12 protein-coding genes are annotated in these 16,968 nt (G+C 65.0%); 7 read left to right on the top strand and 5 right to left on the bottom strand.

Annotated features, from left to right (window positions below):
• Positions 1–10 precede the first annotated feature (10 nt).
• Genes G513_RS26030 through G513_RS24575 form a run of 6 tightly spaced genes read left to right on the top strand, consistent with a single transcriptional unit; the run spans position 11 to position 7,252 of the window.
• Entirely contained in the window at positions 11–568 is a 558-nt protein-coding gene (locus G513_RS26030; RefSeq protein WP_084711291.1) for a GspH/FimT family pseudopilin, read from the top strand.
• Entirely contained in the window at positions 568–1,242 is a 675-nt protein-coding gene (gene pilV / locus G513_RS20840; RefSeq protein WP_051144308.1) for a type IV pilus modification protein PilV, read from the top strand. Before G513_RS26030 ends, pilV begins: the two co-directional genes overlap by 1 nt.
• A gap of 8 nt (positions 1,243–1,250) precedes the next feature.
• Positions 1,251–2,303, top strand: coding sequence for a PilW family protein (locus G513_RS0101710; RefSeq protein ID WP_169560478.1), 1,053 nt, complete (start codon positions 1,251–1,253; stop codon positions 2,301–2,303).
• On the top strand, positions 2,300–2,845 hold the full coding sequence (locus G513_RS24580) for a PilX N-terminal domain-containing pilus assembly protein (protein WP_022975100.1): 546 nt from the start codon (positions 2,300–2,302) through the stop codon (positions 2,843–2,845). The genes G513_RS0101710 and G513_RS24580 overlap by 4 nt, the downstream gene beginning before the upstream one ends.
• A gap of 20 nt (positions 2,846–2,865) precedes the next feature.
• On the top strand, positions 2,866–6,708 hold the full coding sequence (locus G513_RS0101700; RefSeq protein ID WP_022975099.1) for a pilus assembly protein: 3,843 nt from the start codon (positions 2,866–2,868) through the stop codon (positions 6,706–6,708).
• A 37-nt stretch (positions 6,709–6,745) separates the two neighbouring features.
• A complete protein-coding gene (locus tag G513_RS24575) occupies positions 6,746–7,252 on the top strand; it encodes a type IV pilin protein (protein WP_022975098.1) in 507 nt (168 codons plus the stop codon).
• Positions 7,253–7,262: 10 nt separating this feature from the next.
• Here G513_RS24575 and lspA read toward each other — a convergent pair whose 3' ends face one another.
• From lspA to murJ, 4 genes are all read right to left on the bottom strand, one after another.
• A complete protein-coding gene (gene lspA, locus G513_RS20825) occupies positions 7,263–7,772 on the bottom strand; it encodes a signal peptidase II (RefSeq protein ID WP_051144307.1) in 510 nt (169 codons plus the stop codon).
• Complete coding sequence (gene ileS, locus G513_RS0101685) at positions 7,765–10,566, bottom strand: isoleucine--tRNA ligase (RefSeq protein ID WP_051144333.1); 2,802 nt, start codon at positions 10,564–10,566, stop codon at positions 7,765–7,767. Before ileS ends, lspA begins: the two co-directional genes overlap by 8 nt.
• Before the next feature lie 80 nt (positions 10,567–10,646).
• A complete protein-coding gene (locus G513_RS0101680) occupies positions 10,647–11,591 on the bottom strand; it encodes a bifunctional riboflavin kinase/FAD synthetase (RefSeq protein WP_022975095.1) in 945 nt (314 codons plus the stop codon).
• Between the two features lie 42 nt (positions 11,592–11,633).
• On the bottom strand, positions 11,634–13,184 hold the full coding sequence (gene murJ / locus G513_RS0101675; RefSeq protein ID WP_022975094.1) for a murein biosynthesis integral membrane protein MurJ: 1,551 nt from the start codon (positions 13,182–13,184) through the stop codon (positions 11,634–11,636).
• Between the two features lie 177 nt (positions 13,185–13,361).
• Here murJ and rpsT point away from each other — a divergent pair, with 177 nt between their 5' ends.
• Positions 13,362–13,625, top strand: a complete 264-nt coding sequence (gene rpsT / locus G513_RS0101670; protein WP_022975093.1) for a 30S ribosomal protein S20 — start codon at positions 13,362–13,364, stop codon at positions 13,623–13,625.
• An 84-nt stretch (positions 13,626–13,709) separates the two neighbouring features.
• Here the strand turns inward: rpsT and G513_RS0101665 are convergent, their stop codons facing one another.
• Entirely contained in the window at positions 13,710–16,967 is a 3,258-nt protein-coding gene (locus tag G513_RS0101665) for an efflux RND transporter permease subunit (RefSeq protein ID WP_028475016.1), read from the bottom strand.
• Position 16,968 lies beyond the last annotated feature (1 nt).

Raw genomic sequence — 16,968 nt, 5'->3', positions numbered from 1 at the left:
CGTTCAGGTCATGTCCGCACAACGGGGTTTCACTTTGCTGGAGCTGATGATCGTCGTGGCGATAGCCTCGGTGCTGATGGCGCTTGCCGGTCCCGGGCTGCGCAGCTTCTTCCTGGCCGGTGCCCGGGGCGATGCAGCAGCGGCACTTTACGGCGCGATGGTCCAGGCCCGCGCGGAAGCGATCAGCCGCAACAACACCGTCACCTTGTGCCCGCGTGCGGCTGGCACCAGCGCCAGCTATCCGCAGTGCGCCAGCGGCAGCACCGCGAGCTGGGCCAACGGCTGGGTGACCTATCGCGACAGCGCACCAAACACCACCGGCAGCAAGCCAACCGTGGCCGCAGACATTCTTTCGATCGGCGAGCCGATCGATGGCGTGCTCAATTACCTCGTCGATCCCGCCTCGACCAGCGTCGTCCAGTTCGAACCGTCCGGCCGGCTCAGCGCCAGCTCGCGGGTCAACCTGCGGCTGTGCAAGACCGGCGACAGCAGCTTCGACGGCCGCCGGGTCAGCATCGATCCGAACGGCCGCATCCGGCTTGCTCGCGACACCGGCTGCAGCGTCTGATGCAATCCGCCTCCAGCCAGCGCGCAGCACGCGGCTTCACCTTGGTCGAGGTGATGATCACGGTGTTCGTGGTGGCGGTCGGCCTGCTCGGTGTCGCCGGCCTGCAGGCCTATGCGAAGAAATCGAACTTCGATGCCGTGCAGCGCACCCAGGCCGCGGCCCTGGCCCAGGATCTGATCGAACGGATCCGCGCCAATCCCAGCCGCGGCGCCGACTACCTTACCGATGCCAGCAACGGCATCAGCCTCGCCAATGCACCTTCATCCCCCGGCACCGCCTGCACCACCAGCGGCAGCAGCGGAACCCCGGCCTGCACGCCGGCGCAGGTCGTCGCCTTCGATCGCTACGAGTGGTCACGGGCGCTGTTCGGTGGCGTCGAGGTCAGCGCCGGTGCAGCCAGCGGCGGCCTGAGCGAACCGACGGCCTGCATCACCAACAGCAATGCGCCCTGCGGCGTCTACACCATCGCCATCGCCTGGCGCGGTATCACGCCGCTACCGCCGGCCGATCCCAACGACGCCAGCGATCCGGCGAACAATGCTTGCGGCAGCGGCAATGCCTCCTATGACGACATCACGACCACGGACACCGACACCCGCCTGCGCCGGATCATCGTCATGCGCACCGTGATCGACGATCACAGCGGCCAGTGCATCGCGGCGGCAACACCATGAGAATTTCGATGATTGCCCGGACGACGCAGCGCGGCCTGTCGCTGGTCGAGCTGATGATCGCGATCACCCTCGGCCTGATCGTGCTGGTGGCGATCCTCGCCGTGTTCAGCCAGAACAGCCGCAGCTTCCGGCAAACCGAAACCGTCGCCCACATGCAGGACAGTGCCCGCTTCGCGCTCGACAGCCTGGCCCGCGATCTGAGCATGGCCGGCTTTTACGGCGGCATCTACGGCGCCTCGAACATCACGGTGGCGATCGGCACACAACCCACCAACGACTGTGGCTCCGACGCCACCTCACCCTGGTGGGCCTTCAAGCTGCAACGGCGGGTGGAGTTCCGCAATCACACCTCGGCGACCACGGTCGGCACCGCTTTTCCCTGCCTCGGCACCGCGACCACGCCGGTGGCCGCCAACACCGACATCGTCGCGATCCGCCGGGTCGCCGGCCAGGCGACCGCCGACATCAGCAGTGGCTCCAGCGTGCAACTGCGCGCCGGGAATTTCTATCTGAAGACCAATGGCACGGTCGGCTCGCTGATCCAGAACGGCAACAGCGCGACCTATCAGATGTCCACGAGCACCGATGCGCCGCTGCAGGCGCCGGTGACGTTCTGGAAATACCAGCCACGCGTCTACTTCATCCGCAGCTATGCCGAGACGGTGGGCGATGGCATTCCGACGTTATGCCGCATGGAACTGCAGCAGGTCGCGGGTGCCTCGATGGCGGTCGAATGCCTGGCCGATGGTGTCGAGAACCTGCAGATCGAATGGGGTCTGGATTCCGACAACGACTGCGTCGTCGATACCTACACCTCGAACCCCGATGCCGACGCGCTGGCCCAGACCGCGATCACCGCAAGAGTCTGGCTGCTGGTGCGCAGCACCGATATCGATGGTGGCTACACCGACGACAAGACTTTCAACTTCGGCGACTACCAGCGTACCCAGGCGCAGGCCGACAGCTTCCATCGCCGGGTCTATTCGACGACCGTGCAGCTGCGCAATCCGGTCGGTGATCTCGGTCCCTGCAGTGCGAGCACCGCAGGAGCAACGCGATGAAGCACCCGATCAAGCATCGGCAGTCTGGTGCTGCGCTGGCCACAGCGCTGCTGATCCTCACCGTATTGACCCTGCTCGGCCTCGCCGCGATGCGTGGCAGCAAGACCGAGCTGCGCCTGTCGCAGAACGCCGAAAGCCGTGTCAACGCGCTGCAGTCGGCGCAGGCGATCGCCGACGGCGTCACCCAGAACGACGGCAATCTGACCATCGGCAACGGCCCCGGCTTCAGCGCCTGCTATGTACCGAGCAGCAGTGGCTCGGCACCGGACAGCCTGCCGTTCACCTGCACGACCTCGGGTCTCGCTGCTCCCGGCGACACCGCGCTGCAATCCTGGACCTACGCCCGGGTGCTGCGCGAAGACCCTGAATTCTTGAGCGCCGCGGCGCTGCGTGGCGCCGGCAACAGCGGCCGTTCCTACGACTACGCGCGCTTCACGGTGACCGGCGGCTACGACCATTCGGTGAATGGCTTCGGCGCCGCCGAGGTCGTGCAAGGCGTGTTGAAGCTGCATGCGAAACCGACAGGAGTGAGCTACCAATGAGCCTGTCACGAGTACGGTCCATGAAGCTGGTGCGCTGGTTCCCGGCGTTCATGGTGACCCTGATGATGCTATGCGCCGGCCTGCCCTCGCGCGCCGACGACATCGACATCTACAACAACCCGCTCGCCAACACACTGCAGCCGCCGTACACGGTGATCGTGCTCGATCTCAACCTGCTCGGCATCTGCAACAGCGTGCTGACCCAGACCAGCAATCCGAACAACCCGGATGCGCCACAGCTCTGCCTCAATATCTCCAGCAGCGTGGTCCTGAGCGATCTGCTCGCCGGCATCACCAGCAATCCCAGCCAGTTCCTCAGCACCCTGCTGCTCGGCAGCGGCACCACTGACGCTACCCGCGCTCAGGCGCTGTGCAATCTCTACGGCATCCTGGGCATTGCCTCGCCGGTGGTTGCCTTGCCGGTGGTCGGCCTCGTGCTCCAGTTGCTGCTCGGTGGCGTATCGACCCTGACCTGCGGCACGCTCAATTTCCTGCTCGGGCTGCCGGCGCTCAGCGCCATTCTCAACCCGCTGCTGAGCGGCTTCGTCGGGCAACTGGTTGCCGGCCTGTTGAGCCCGTTGCTGACGACGGTGGTTGGACAGCTTCCGGGTGCGGTCATCGGTCTGCTCAACACCACGTTCAGCGGCATCCTCAGCGCCGGGCAGGTCAATCTGATCTCGCTGCTTGAAGCGATCCTCAACAACCTGATCAACACCAACGTCGCGGTCATGGTGTCGCACGCCGATCGCAGCAATGCGACCGGCTCGCCGGGCAGTACCTGTAGCTTCGCCGAGGTAGCGACTATTCCCGGCGTGCGCCGAACCACGGCCGGCTGCAGCAACGGCGCCTACATGCTGGTCGGCTTCACGCCGCTGGTGAGCCAAGGATCGATCACCACCTTGCTGAACAAGGTCGGCAGCTTGCTGACCAACACTCTTAATCCGACCAACCTGCTGAACTCGGTCACCGCGATCCTGAGCACGGCGGTGACCACGCCGACCCAGCTGCTGCCGCCGTATCAAGGCAAGGAGGCCTATGCCGAGCTGATGCATTACCTCGGCGGCAAGGACGTCTACAACGCCCCGCTGGCTCGCTGGGACGGGCTCACCGCCCTGCTGACCCGCGACACCACCATCGAACAGGCCGACGGCAACTACCTGAAGCCGGCGCTGGAATGCCGGACGGCGAACGTGCTCAACGTGATGCTGACCAACAACGTCCGCGATGGCGAGTCCGACGCGACCCTGCGCGCCTATCTGCCGGGCCTTCCGGCCAGCGGGTCGACACTCGGCGACGTCGTGCGCCTGACCACGAGCCCGAACTCGTTCAAGGACAAGGACAACAACGACATCACCTTGAATTCGTTCTTCCTGATCCAGAACCTGCTGACCAGCACGGCGGCGCTTGCCAATGCCGGCGCCACGGTGCTGGGCTATGCCAACAGCCTCGGGCTGCTCGGGCTCGGGCAGACCTTCGCCTCTCTGCTCAAGCCGACCTTGGTCGTCGACGCCTCGCTGGTCTCGGCGGTGGTCGCCACCAGCCGGGTCTCGGCCAACGGCCTGCTCGAACCGAGCTTCTTCGCCCAGTTCCAGCCGAAGGCCGCCCAGAAGCCGGGCTGGACCGGCAACGTCAAACGCCTGCAGTACGCGAAGAACAGCGCTGGCGTGCTGGCTTTCCGCGACGCCAGCGGCACGGCGGCGATCGCCAGCGATGGCCGCATCCTCAGCAGCGCCCTGACCGTCTGGACCAATGGCAGCCAGCTCGGCACCGCCAGTGCCGACGGCCGCAACACCCAGCTGGGCGGCGCCGGCCAGAACATCCCTGGCTACCAGTTCGGCGGCGGCGGCAATCCGGGCCGCATCAATGCCGACGGCCGGCGCCAGTTGTTCTACGACTCGCTCAGCGCCGGCAATGTGCCGTCCCTCGCCGCGCTCGATGCCGACAGCCAGACGGTGCGCGATGCGCTGAAAACCGATCTCGGCGTCACCGGCACCACGGCTGCCGACGAAACCCTGCGCCGAGGACTGCTGCTACACGCGCGCGGCTTCAATGTCGGCACCACGGCGAATCCGGTCGGCACCGGCGCCAGCTTGACCGGCGTTACCGGTCGGCCGTGGCTGCTCGGCGCAGTCATGCATTCACGACCGGTGGCAGTGAACTACGGCGCCCGCAGCGGCTATACCGCGGCAGCACCGGATGTCCGCGTGCTGTTCGGTTCCAGCGATGGCTTCCTGCATTCGGTGCGCAACGGTACCGCCGCCGCCCCGAGCGGTGCGGAGACCTGGGCGTTCATGCCGCGCGCGACGATGCCCAGCCTGAAAATCCTGCGCGACGATCAGTACACGCCACAGTTTCCGTATGGCGTCGACGGCGCGCCGTCGGTGCTGATCATCGATCGCGGCACCAGCAGCACCCTGACCGAAGGCGGCCCGAGCGATGGCGTCATCAACGCCAGCAATGCCAACGATCACGCCTACGCCTTCTTCGGCCTGCGCCGCGGCGGCCGCACCTACTATGGCCTCGACATCACCAACCCGGATGTGCCGAGCCTGATGTGGCGGATCGGCCCGGATGGCCTGTACAGCGCCACCGCGTCCTCACCCGGCCTGGTCAGCGGCTCGGCGACGCAGTTCGCCGAACTGGCGATGACTTTCGGTGCTCCGGTCGTCGGCCGCATCCGCTATCGCACCGGCACAGCGGCAAGTACGGAAGTGACACGGCCGGTATTGCTGTTCGGTGGCGGCTACAACGGCGGCGTCAACGCCAGCGGCGTGCGCAGCGGCAAGGATCTGAACAACAGCCGCAATGCCGTGGTCACCGCCCAGGTCGGCGTCGACGACAGCAGCGGCAACGCCGTATTCATCGTCGATGCGGTGACCGGCGAGCTGATCTGGAAAGCCAACCGCAGCGCCGGCACCAGCATCACCGCCTACGACTCGACCTCGAAGACCTTCCGCCATCCGCTGCTGCAGGACAGCATCGCGTCCGATGTCTCTGCCCTCGATACCGATGGCGACGGCATCACCGATCGTCTCTATGTCGGCGATACCGGCGGCAGAGTCTGGCGCGCCGATTTCCCGGGTACCGACCGCAGCGCCTGGACCATCGGCCCGATCGCCAGCCTCGGCCGTGGCCATCCGATCGGCGCCGCCGCGCCGGATCTGACCAATGCCAGCGACCGCCGCTTCTTCCATGCTCCGGATTACGCGCCGGGCCGTGATGCCAGCGGCGGCTTCGACGCCGTGGTGATCGGCAGCGGCGATCGCGAAGATCCGTTCAACACCGGCACCGTCAACGCGCTGTACACGATCCGCGACCGCGACACGATCAGCGGCAAGTCGCTCACCGATACCACCAGCGTCAATGGCGTGATCGCCAGCGAAGCGGATGCGCGGCTGATCAAGCCGAGCAACCTCACCGACATCACCACCGCTTGTGCGACCGCCAGCAGCGCGGCTTGCACCGTCGGCGCGAATGCCGCCAACGGCTGGCGCCTGCAACTGCCGAACAGTGGCGAGAAAGCGATATCGGCACCAGTGACCGTCGGCAGCACGGTGAGCTTCTCGACCTTCGTGCCGCCTCCGGCCGGTGGCACCAGCTGCAGCCCCAACGAAGGCAGCAGCCGTCTCTATGGCATCAACCTGATCGATGGTCGGCCGTCGGTGACGCAGTTCATCAACGATGGCGACGGCTACCCTCGCAGTGCGCTGGCGAAGGCACCGGGCATCGCTGGCGAAGCGACCGCGCTGACGCCACAGCTCACGATCATCAACGCAGAGACGCTCAGTACGACCGTTCCGCTGATCTATCGCACGTTCTGGCGCGAACGCCGTGAGGATGAAGAGCGTCCGGTGGCACAATGACGCCCTACAAACCGTGATTCACAGGCCCCGGTCACTCATGTCGCAGACGCGCGGCTTCTCGCTGATTGAGCTGATGGTTGCCGTGGTCATCGTCGCCATTCTGGCGACGGTGGCGCTGCCCTCTTTCCGACAGTATTCGGTGCGCACCAATCGGGTCGTCGCGAAGACCGTGCTGAGCCAGATTTCGCAGCAGCAGGAAGCCTGGTTCAGCGATCGCAAGACTTACGCCTCACGCCTGAGCCTGCTCGGTTATCCGGCCGATGCGCTGTACATCGATTCGTCCGGCGAGATGCACACCGGTACCACCACCAGCAGCATCTATAGAGTCAGCCTGGCCGGGGTAGGTACCGGCGCGTTCTCGCGCTGTTCGACCAACGCCGCGGCGTCGACCCGGTTTTCCTGGGTGCTGATCGCCGAGCCGCAGAACTCGCAGGTCGCCGGCGATTTCGTCTGCGGCACGCTGTGCCTGTATTCCACCGGCCAGCGCGGTGCGACCTCGCCGGTCGACGCCGATCAGATGTACAAGCAGTGCTGGGCGAAGTAAGTCCGCGCGACTAGCTCGCCTTGTCCGCTTTGGTCCGGCTCAGCGCCTGCACCAGCAGATCGAGAATCATCAGACCGGCACCGAGCGTGATCGCCATGTCGGCGACATTGAACGCGGCGAAATGCCAGTCGCCGACGAAGAACTGGATGAAGTCGAGCACATAGCCACGTGTCGCCCGATCGATGGCATTGCCGAGCGCACCACCGAGCACGAACACGAAGGCCAGCGCATTCAGCACCTGACCGTGACGGTTGACTCTCAGCCACCACAGGATGCCGATGCTCACTGCCGCACTGAGCAGGATGAACATCGCCGCCGGCGCCTGATTCATCATCGAGAACGCGGCGCCGGTGTTGTGCAGGCGCACCAGGTTGAAGTGCTCGATCACCGGAATGGAGTCGTACAGCACCAGCGCCTCGCCGACGAAATACTTGCTGATCTGATCCACCGCGATGACGAATGCGGAAATCCACAGCAGGCGCAGATTGTCGAACGGCGGCTTCACCTGGGGCTCAGACATGAAGTCGAACCTCGCCGGCGCCGTCGCCCATCCCAGTAATGTTCTCGATGCAGCGGCCGCACAGCGCCGGATGCGCGGCATGCGAGCCTACATCTGGACGGCGGTGCCAGCAGCGGCCGCACTTGTCGGCCGTGGTCGCCGTCGCCGCGATCCAGATCGTCTGGCCGTTCTCGAGCTTGGCGACGCTGGCCGTTGCCGGCTTCAGCGACAGCGGCTGTGCCGACGCGCCCGAGGTAATGAACCAGAAACGCAGCTCATCACCCAGTGTGCTCAGCGCATCGAAGGCTGCGCCGTCCGCATAGATCGCGACATCGGCGTCGAGTGCCGAGCCGATGGTGCCGGCGGCACGCAGGGTTTCCAGTTCCTTCTTCACGGCTTCGCGAGCGGCCAGCAAGCTCGCCCAGTCATCGCCGGCCACCGGATTGCTGGATGCCACAGGCACCGGATACCAGATCTGGATGAACACGCTCTGAGCGCGATCGCCCGGCAGCAGCTTCCAGATTTCGTCAGCCGTGAACGACAGGATCGGCGCGATCCAGCGGGTCATCGCTTCGGCGATGTGCAGCAGCACGGTCTGCGCCGAACGCCGCGCCGGGCTGGCTTCCTGCAGGGTGTAGAGACGGTCCTTCAGTACGTCTAGGTACAGGCTGCCGAGGTCCACCGCGCAGTAGTTGTGCAGCAGCTGGTAGACCTGGTGGAACTGCTTGGCCGCGTAGGCCGCCTTGATCTCGTCCTGGGTGCGCAGCAGCTCGGACAGCGCCCAGCGATCGATCGACAGCAGCTGATCCGGCGCGACCACGTGCCGCGCCGGATCGAAGCCATGCAGGTTCGACAGCAGATAGCGCACGGTATTGCGGATACGGCGATAGGCGTCGGCGATGCGCTTCAGCAGGTTGTCGCTGATCGCGATCTCGCCCGAGTAATCGCTGGCCGAAACCCAGAGGCGCAGCACGTCGGCACCGAGCGTCTTGGTCACCGTCTGCGGGGCGACGACATTGCCCAGCGACTTCGACATCTTGTTGCCCTTCTCGTCGACCGTGAAGCCATGCGTCAGCACGGCCTTGTACGGCGCCCGCGAACGCATCGCCACCGAAGTGAGCAGGGACGACTGGAACCAGCCGCGGTGCTGATCCGAGCCTTCGAGATACATGTCGGCCTGCGGCGCCAGACCGTCGGCATCGAGCTTGTCCGGATGCACGGAGACGAACGAGCACTGATGCACCGAGCCGGAATCGAACCAGACGTCGAGCGTGTCCGGGCACTTCTCATAGTGCTCGGCGTCGGCGCTGATCCAGTCGCCGACCGAAGAGCCGAACCAGGCTTCGAGGCCATCGGCTTCGACGGCGTCGGCAACGCGCTTGAGCAGCGCCGCGGAATCCGGATGCAGGGTCTGGTTGCGCTTGTCGACCAGGATCGCCATCGGCACGCCCCAGGTGCGCTGGCGCGAGATGCACCAGTCCGGACGCTCGCCGACCATGCCGCGGATGCGGTCCTCTCCCCAGCCCGGAATCCACTCGGTCTTGCCGATCGCCACCAGCGCCTGCTGGCGCAGACCGTTGCCATCCATCGACATGAACCACTGCGGCGTGGCGCGGAAGATCAACGGCGTCTTGTGGCGCCAGCAGTGCGGATAGCTGTGATCGAACTTGGTCACGTGGATCAAGGCACCGGCTTCGCGCAGCGCATTGATGACCGGCTCATCGACCTTGCGCACATACAGGCCGCCGACCACCGGCGTGCCGACAACATAGACGCCCGTGCCCATCAGCGGGCTTTCGACCGGGATGCCGTTGGCGATGCCGATGTTGTAATCGTCGACGCCATGCGCAGGTGCGGTGTGGACGAGACCGGTGCCGGCATCGAGCGTGACGTGATCGCCGCAGAGGATCGGCTTGGCCGCGCCTTCGGCATCGAAGGGATGGGTGTAGGTCTGGCGCTCGAGTGCTGCGCCCTTCACGCGACCCAGCACGTTCGGCGACACAACGCCGTAACGCTTGGCACAGGCTTCGAGCAGGCCTTCGGCAACGATCACGCGACCGTATTCACCCATCTCGACCAGCACGTAGTCGAGTTCGGGATTGACCGAGGTCGCCTTGTTGGCCGGGATCGTCCACGGCGTCGTCGTCCAGATCAGAAACCTGATCGATGCGTCGCCGCTTGTACCAAACACGGCTGCAAGCGCCGCTGAGTCAGTCGACGTGAAGCCGACATCGATCGCGAAACTGGTCTTGTCCTGGTACTCGACTTCCGCTTCGGCCAGCGACGAGCCGCAATCCAGGCACCAGTGCACCGGCTTGAAGCCGCGCGTCACGTGACCGTTGGCGACGATGCGCGACAGCACGCGCAGCTGTTCGGCCTCGAACTTCGGCTGCATCGTCAGATAGGGTTTTTCCCAATCGGCGAGCACGCCGAGGCGCTTGAAATCGACTCTCTGGCGGGCGATCTGCTCGTTGGCGTACTTGCGGCACTCGGCGCGGAATTCGGCGGCGTTGAGCTTGTCACCGACCTTGCCGAACTTCTTTTCCACCTGCAGCTCGATCGGCAGGCCGTGGCAGTCCCAGCCCGGCGTGAACGGTGCATGGAAACCGTCGAGGCGCGCGGCCTTGACGATCATGTCCTTGAGCACCTTGTTGACCGCGTGACCGATGTGGATATCGCCGTTCGCGTACGGCGGGCCGTCGACGAACCAGTAATCCGGGCGGCTGGCGGTAGCGGCATCGATCTTCGCGTACAGGCCCTCGGCTTCCCACTGCTCGAGCATCTTCGGCTCGCGCACGGCGAGACCGGCCTGCATCGGGAACTCGGTCTGCGGCAGATTCAGCGTCTGCTTGTAGTCGATGGCCGGCGCCGCGGCCGGGTCTTGCACGGAGTCGTTCACGAGGGAATCAGGTCTTGAGAAAAATGGGCGCGCGCCGCCAGGCCATCGGCCTGCATCTGGGCGGCAAGCGTGTCGAGGTCATCGAACTTCAGCTGCGGACGCAGGAACTTGTGGAATTCGACAACCACTTCCTGACCATACAAGTCCGGCTTGAGGTCGAAGACGTGGGTTTCGAGCAGGCAGGCCGTCAGCCCCAGGGTCGGCCGCACGCCGAGGCTGGCCACCCCCGGCAAACCTTCCGGAGCACCCGGCCAGGCGAGCCGCACGGCATAGACGCCGTGTGCCAACGCCGGCGGCCGGCGCAGATGGACGTTGGCGGTCGGCATGCCGAGCTGCCGACCCAGCTTCAGGCCGTGACGCACGCGGCCGACGATGCGGTAGCGGCGATCGAGCAGGCGCTCGACCTTGTCGAGATCGGGCTGCGCAAGTGCAGCACGCAGTACCGTGGAACTGCAGCGCTCACCTTCCAGCTCGACGGTGCCCAGGCCTTCGGCGCTGAATCCTTCGACGGCGCCAATGGCCTTCAGCAACGCCAGATCGCCGACTCGCTTGCTCCCGTAACGGAAGTCATCGCCGACGATCACCGCCCGCGCGCCGAGGCCGTCGACCAGTACCTGCTGCACGAAAGCCTGCGCGGACATCGCCGCCAGCCGCGCGCCGAACGGCAGCACCACGACCCGCTCGACGCCGAACAGCGCGAGATCACGCAGCTTGCCGCGCAGATCGGCGATGCGCGGTGGTGCCGCCGCACCCTGGAAGAACTCGCGCGGCATCGGCTCGAAGCAGACCACGGTGACCGGCACCCGATGCTGGACAGCCAGCGTCCGCAGCCGGGCGATCAACGCCTGGTGGCCGCGATGCAGACCGTCGAAATTGCCGATCGACACCACGCTGCCGCGATGTCGCGGCGCGAAGTTGTGCAATCCGCGGATCAGCTCCATGGCCTTGTCGATACTCGGAAAACGCTGATTATAAAGGCCGCGTCAGCGGCGGGCGGCACGGAAATGGCTCGCCCTCAGACCACTCGCCGCGAGCACGCCGAAGTACACCGCGATCGCCGCAGCAACCAGCAGCAACATCCGCCCGCCGCGCGCCCATTCGCCTGCCGCGAGCCAGCTCGACAGATCGCCGGCCAGCCACAGCACCGCCGCGCCCATCAGCAGGTTGGCGATGATCAGGCGCAGCCAGAACAGACCCCAGCCGCTGTCCGGCCGATAGATGCCATCGCGGCGCAGACGCCAGAACAGCAGGCCACCGTTGATGCAGGCGGTCAGCGAGGTCGAGGCCGCGAGGCCGACGTGGGCGGCTTCGAACGCGTAGAACTTCGAGGCCGTGAACAGGCCAAGGCTAAGCGCCATGCCGATCACCAGGCTGATGATCGCGTAGCGCACCGGAATCCTTGTTTCCTGCCGTGCATAGAAACCGGGTACCAGCACTTTGACGAACGAGAAGCCCATGAAACCGGCGCCGTAGGCCCACAGTGCATAGGTGGTCATCCGCACGTCATCGGCATTGAACGCGCCGTGGCCGTAGACCGTCGACACCAGTGGCCCGGCCAGCAGGATCATGCCGAACGCCGCCGGCAGGCCGATCAGCAGGATCACGCGCAGGCTCCAGTCCAGGGTCGCCGAGAATGCTTCCGGCGTTTTCTTCGCATGCTGGGCCGATAGCGCCGGCAGGATCGCGGTGCCGACCGCGATCGAAAAGATGCCGAGCGGAAACTCCATCAGCCGGTTCGCGTAGTACAGCCAGCTGACCGAGCCGTTGCCGATGTGGGTCGACAGATTGGTGTTCAGCAGCAGGGAAATCTGCGCCACCGAGGAGCCGATCATCACCGGGATCATCAGGCCGAGGATGCGTTTCACGCGCAGATCGCCCCAGGCCCAACGCGGTTTCGGCAATAGGCGCAGCTTCGCCATCAGCGGCAGCTGGAACAGGAACTGGAGCACGCCGGCCACGAACACCGCGTAGGCCAGTACCTGCACCGAATTCGCATCGATGAACGCAGTGGCGATCAGGCAGAGGTTGAGGATCACAGGGGTGAACGCCGGTACCGCGAACTTGCCGTAGGCATTGAGCACGCCGCCGGCCATCGAGGTCAGCGAGATGAACATCAGGTACGGGAAGGTCCAGCGCAGCAGTTCAGTGCCCAGCGCCGCCTGCGCCGGATCCTTGGTGAAGCCGGAGGCGAACAGCCAGACCAGCACTGGCGCACCGAGGCAGCCGATCACCGTGACGATGCTCAGCACGCCGCCGAGCGTGCCCATGACCACGGCGACCATGTCTCGCGCTTCGTCGTGCGTACCGGTGGTCTTGACCTCGGTGAACACCGGCACGAAGGCCTGGCTGAACGCGCCTTCGGCGAACATGCGGCGGCCGAAATTCGGGATCATCAGCGCGACCAGGAAGGCGTCCATTGCCGCACCGGCGCCGAAAGCGGTGGCCAGCATGATTTCGCGAACGAAACCGAGCAGGCGCGACAGCAGGGTCAGCAGGCTGACGACGCCGCTGGATTTGAGCAGGCTTCTGGACATTCGGGAGACGTTGGCGGAACTGGCAGAGCGTTCTGGCGTCAGGCTGCGCCCGGAACGGGTGCGTTGACAGGGAGCGGGTCCGCGAAGATACTAGCGCGCTTCGATTTTGTCAGTCGCCGTTTCAGGTGCCGACAGGTCGCAATTCCCGTCACACCGAACCGCTTCAGGAGCTTTACCTTGGCCAACACCCCGCAGGCGCGCAAGCGCGCACGCCAGTCCGAACAGAACCGCGAGCGCAATGCCAGCCAGCGCTCGATGATCCGCAGCACCATCAAGAAGGTCGTCGTCGCCATTGAAGCGAAGACCAAGAGCGAAGCGGAAACCGCTTACTCGGCAATGGTGCCGGTGCTCGATCGCTACGCGAACCGTGGCCTGATCCACAAGAACAAGGCTGCTCGCCACAAGAGCCGTCTGCTGGCGCACATTCAGGCACTCGCCTAAATCGCATCGGCAGTACGAAAAACGCGACCTTCGGGTCGCGTTTTTCGTTTCAGGATGTTTCGAGTTGGCGCCGAGCGCCCCTTCTCAGTCGTCGCGACGCGGGGCCATCGGCTGCGCCAGCGGCGCACCACCGCCAAGCGATTTCGAGGGCGGATGACTATCGTCAGATCCGTCACCTTCGGGCGCTCCGAACCAGCGCGTCGCACGCTCGCCGATGCGCTGCAGATAGGTGAACAGCACCGGCACCACGACCAGGGTGAGCAGGCTCGAAGTGATCACGCCGCCAATCACCGCGCGGCCCATCGCGGCATTGGTTTCGCCACCTGCTCCGGCGCCGATCGCCATCGGCAACATGCCGAAGATCATCGCCAGCGTGGTCATGATGATTGGCCGCAGGCGCACCTGACCAGCCAGGAGCAGCGCTTCGCGCAGACTCCTGCCCTCGCGCAGCCCCTGGTTCGCGAAGTCGACGAGCAGGATCGCGTTCTTGGTCACCAGGCCCATCAGCATGATGAAGCCGATGATCGAGAACATGTTCAGGGTCGTGCCAGTGACCAGCAGCGCGATGAACACACCGGCCAGAGACAGCGGCAGCGACACCATGATCGCGATCGGCTGCAGGAAGCTGCCGAACTGCGAAGCGAGGATCAGATAGATGAAGATCACCGCCAGCCCGAGCGCGGCCATCGCCGCCTTGCCGGACTCGTCCTGGTCTGCCTGCTGACCGCCGATATCCCAGCGATAACCCGGCGGCAGCGGCCAGTTGTTGATGATCTTCTTGACGTCCTCGCCGACATCGCCTGCCGGACGGCCTTCGGCATTCGCATAGATCGACACCCGGCGCTGCAGGTTCTGGCGCTTGATCTGCTGCGGGCTGGTGGTCGGCACCAGATCGGCGACCTGGCGCAGCGGCACCAGCATCGGCGTGCCATCGGCATTGAGCCGGGTGCTGGTCAGCGCCAGATTGCCGAGATCGCTGGCGATCTCGCGGCTGGCACGCGGCAGGCGAACGATGACTTCATAGTTCTGGCCATCCGGCGCCAGCCAGTAGCTGATCTGATCACCGGCGACCAGCGGCCGGAGCGCCGCACCGATGCGGGCATTGCTCAAGCCCAGATCGCCGGCCAGTTCCTGATTGATACGCACCGCGATGCCTGGGCTTTCACCCTTCTCGCTGCTTTCGAGATCGGAAATGCCCTTGACCTTGGCCATCTCGACGATCACGCCCTTGGTGATCTCGGTCAGCTTGGTCGCATCGGGGCCGAGCAGCGAGATGAAGATCGAGCCGCCGAAGCCCACCGTGAGATCGATGCCGGCAACGCCCTTGATCCGCTCGCGTACCGCTTTTTCGACCTCCTTCTGCGGGCGGCGATGGGTCTTCTGGCGGTCGGTCAGACGCAGGTTCAGGCGCGCGTAATTCTTGCCTTCCTCGGTGCCGACCTCGGTGGCGATGGTTTCGATTTCCGGAAACTCATGCAGGATCGCTTCGACCTGATGCGCCTTGGCATCGGTGTATTCCAGGCTCGAACCGAGCGGCGTGTTGATACGCAGGGACGTGAAACCGTCATCGCCGCGCGGGAAGAATTCGCTGCCGATGAAGGGCAGCAGCGCGAAGCTGCCGAAGAAGGTGAACGCCGCGATCCACAACACGATGCCGCGATTCGACACGGTACCGATCTGCCGCCAGTCCAGATTGCGCGCGGCGTGGGCCAGGCCAAAGATCGGCAACCAGACCCGGCGGCGCTCGGTGCGCAGCGCCCAGGCCAGCACCCGGCCGTAGACACGATGCAGAAACTCCACACCGTGCTCGACCTTCTCCATCAGCCGGCCGAGCCAGGGCGCGTACTTGAAGCGATCCTGCGGGGGATCGCGCCAGACTGCGGACAGCATCGGATCGAGCGTGAAGCTGACGAACAAGCTGACCAGCACCGCGACCGCAACGGTGATGCCGAACTGGAAGAAGAAGCGGCCGATGATGCCGCTCATGAACGCCACCGGCACGAACACGGCCAGGATCGCGAAGGTCGTCGCCATCACCGCCAGACCGATCTCCTGGGTGCCATCGAGTGCCGCTCGGACATGGCTCTTGCCCATCGCCAGATGGCGAACGATGTTCTCGCGGACCACGATCGCGTCATCGATCAACAGGCCGATGCACAGGCTCAGCGCCATCAGGGTCAGGAAGTTCAGCGTAAAGCCGAAGGCGTGCAGCGCGATGAACGTCGCGATCACCGAGATCGGCAAGGTGAGGCCGGTGATGATCGTCGAGCGCCAGGAATGGAGGAATAGGAAGACGATCAGCACGGTCAGCAGGCCGCCTTCGATGATCGTTTCCTTGACCTGTTCGACGGAAGCGGTGATGTCATCGGCGGTCGCGTAGATCTTCACGATCCGCACGTCGGCCGGCAGTTCAGCCTTCAAGCGCTCGATCGCCTTGGCCACACCCTGTGCCGCGCTGACGATGTTGGCGCCCTGCACCTTGAAGATGTCGATGCCGACCGAACGCTTGCCGTCGACTCGCGAAATCGAGGTTTCTTCGGCTTCGCCGTCGACGATTTCGGCCACCTGATCGAGATGGATCGAGGTGCCGTTCTGGGTAGCAACGACGATGCGCGCGAACGCGGCCGGCTCCTTGATCTTGCCTTCGATGCGTACCAGCTGTTCGGTCGCGCCGCGGCTGATCGCGCCGGCCGGCAGATCCTGATTCGCGGCCTGGATCGCGGTGATCACCTGATCGACGCCGACTCGCCAGGCTTCCAGCGCATCGGGCTTCAGGAAGATCTGGATCTGTCGTTCGGACTGGCCGTTGACCTGGATGCTGCCGACGCCGAGCACGTTCTGCAGCCGCTTGACCACGACCTGATCGACCAGGGTCGATACCTCGCGCAGCGTGCGGGTATCGGAAAACAGCGCCAGATTGATGATCGGCTGCTGGTTCTCATCGTTGTTGGTGCGGGTGATCAGCGGCGGCTTGGCTTCGCGCGGGAAAGTCGGCTGGACCTGCGCAACCTTGTCACGGGTTTCCTGGGTCGCGCGGGCGGCGTCCACCGACAGATCGAACTCGATCTGCATGAAGCCCAGGCCTTCGCGAGCGGTGCCATAGATGCGCTTGACGCCTTCGACCGAGTTGACCACTTCCTCCAGCGGCTTGAGCAGATCGTTCTCGACCGCTTCCGGCGAGGCGCCGGGATACTCGATGGAAATGCTCAGCACCGGCACCGAGACATCCGGCAGTTTCTCGACCGGCAGGCGCTGGTACGAGAACACGCCGAGCACCAGCAACGCGACCATCACCATGGTCGCGAATACCGGCTGATTGACGCTGGTCTTGGTGATCCACATG

Source organism: Nevskia ramosa DSM 11499, assembly GCF_000420645.1.
In the GTDB taxonomy this organism is placed as follows: domain Bacteria; phylum Pseudomonadota; class Gammaproteobacteria; order Nevskiales; family Nevskiaceae; genus Nevskia; species Nevskia ramosa.
Note: the sequence above shows the minus strand (reverse complement) of the source record. Positions and strands in the feature narration are given on the sequence as shown.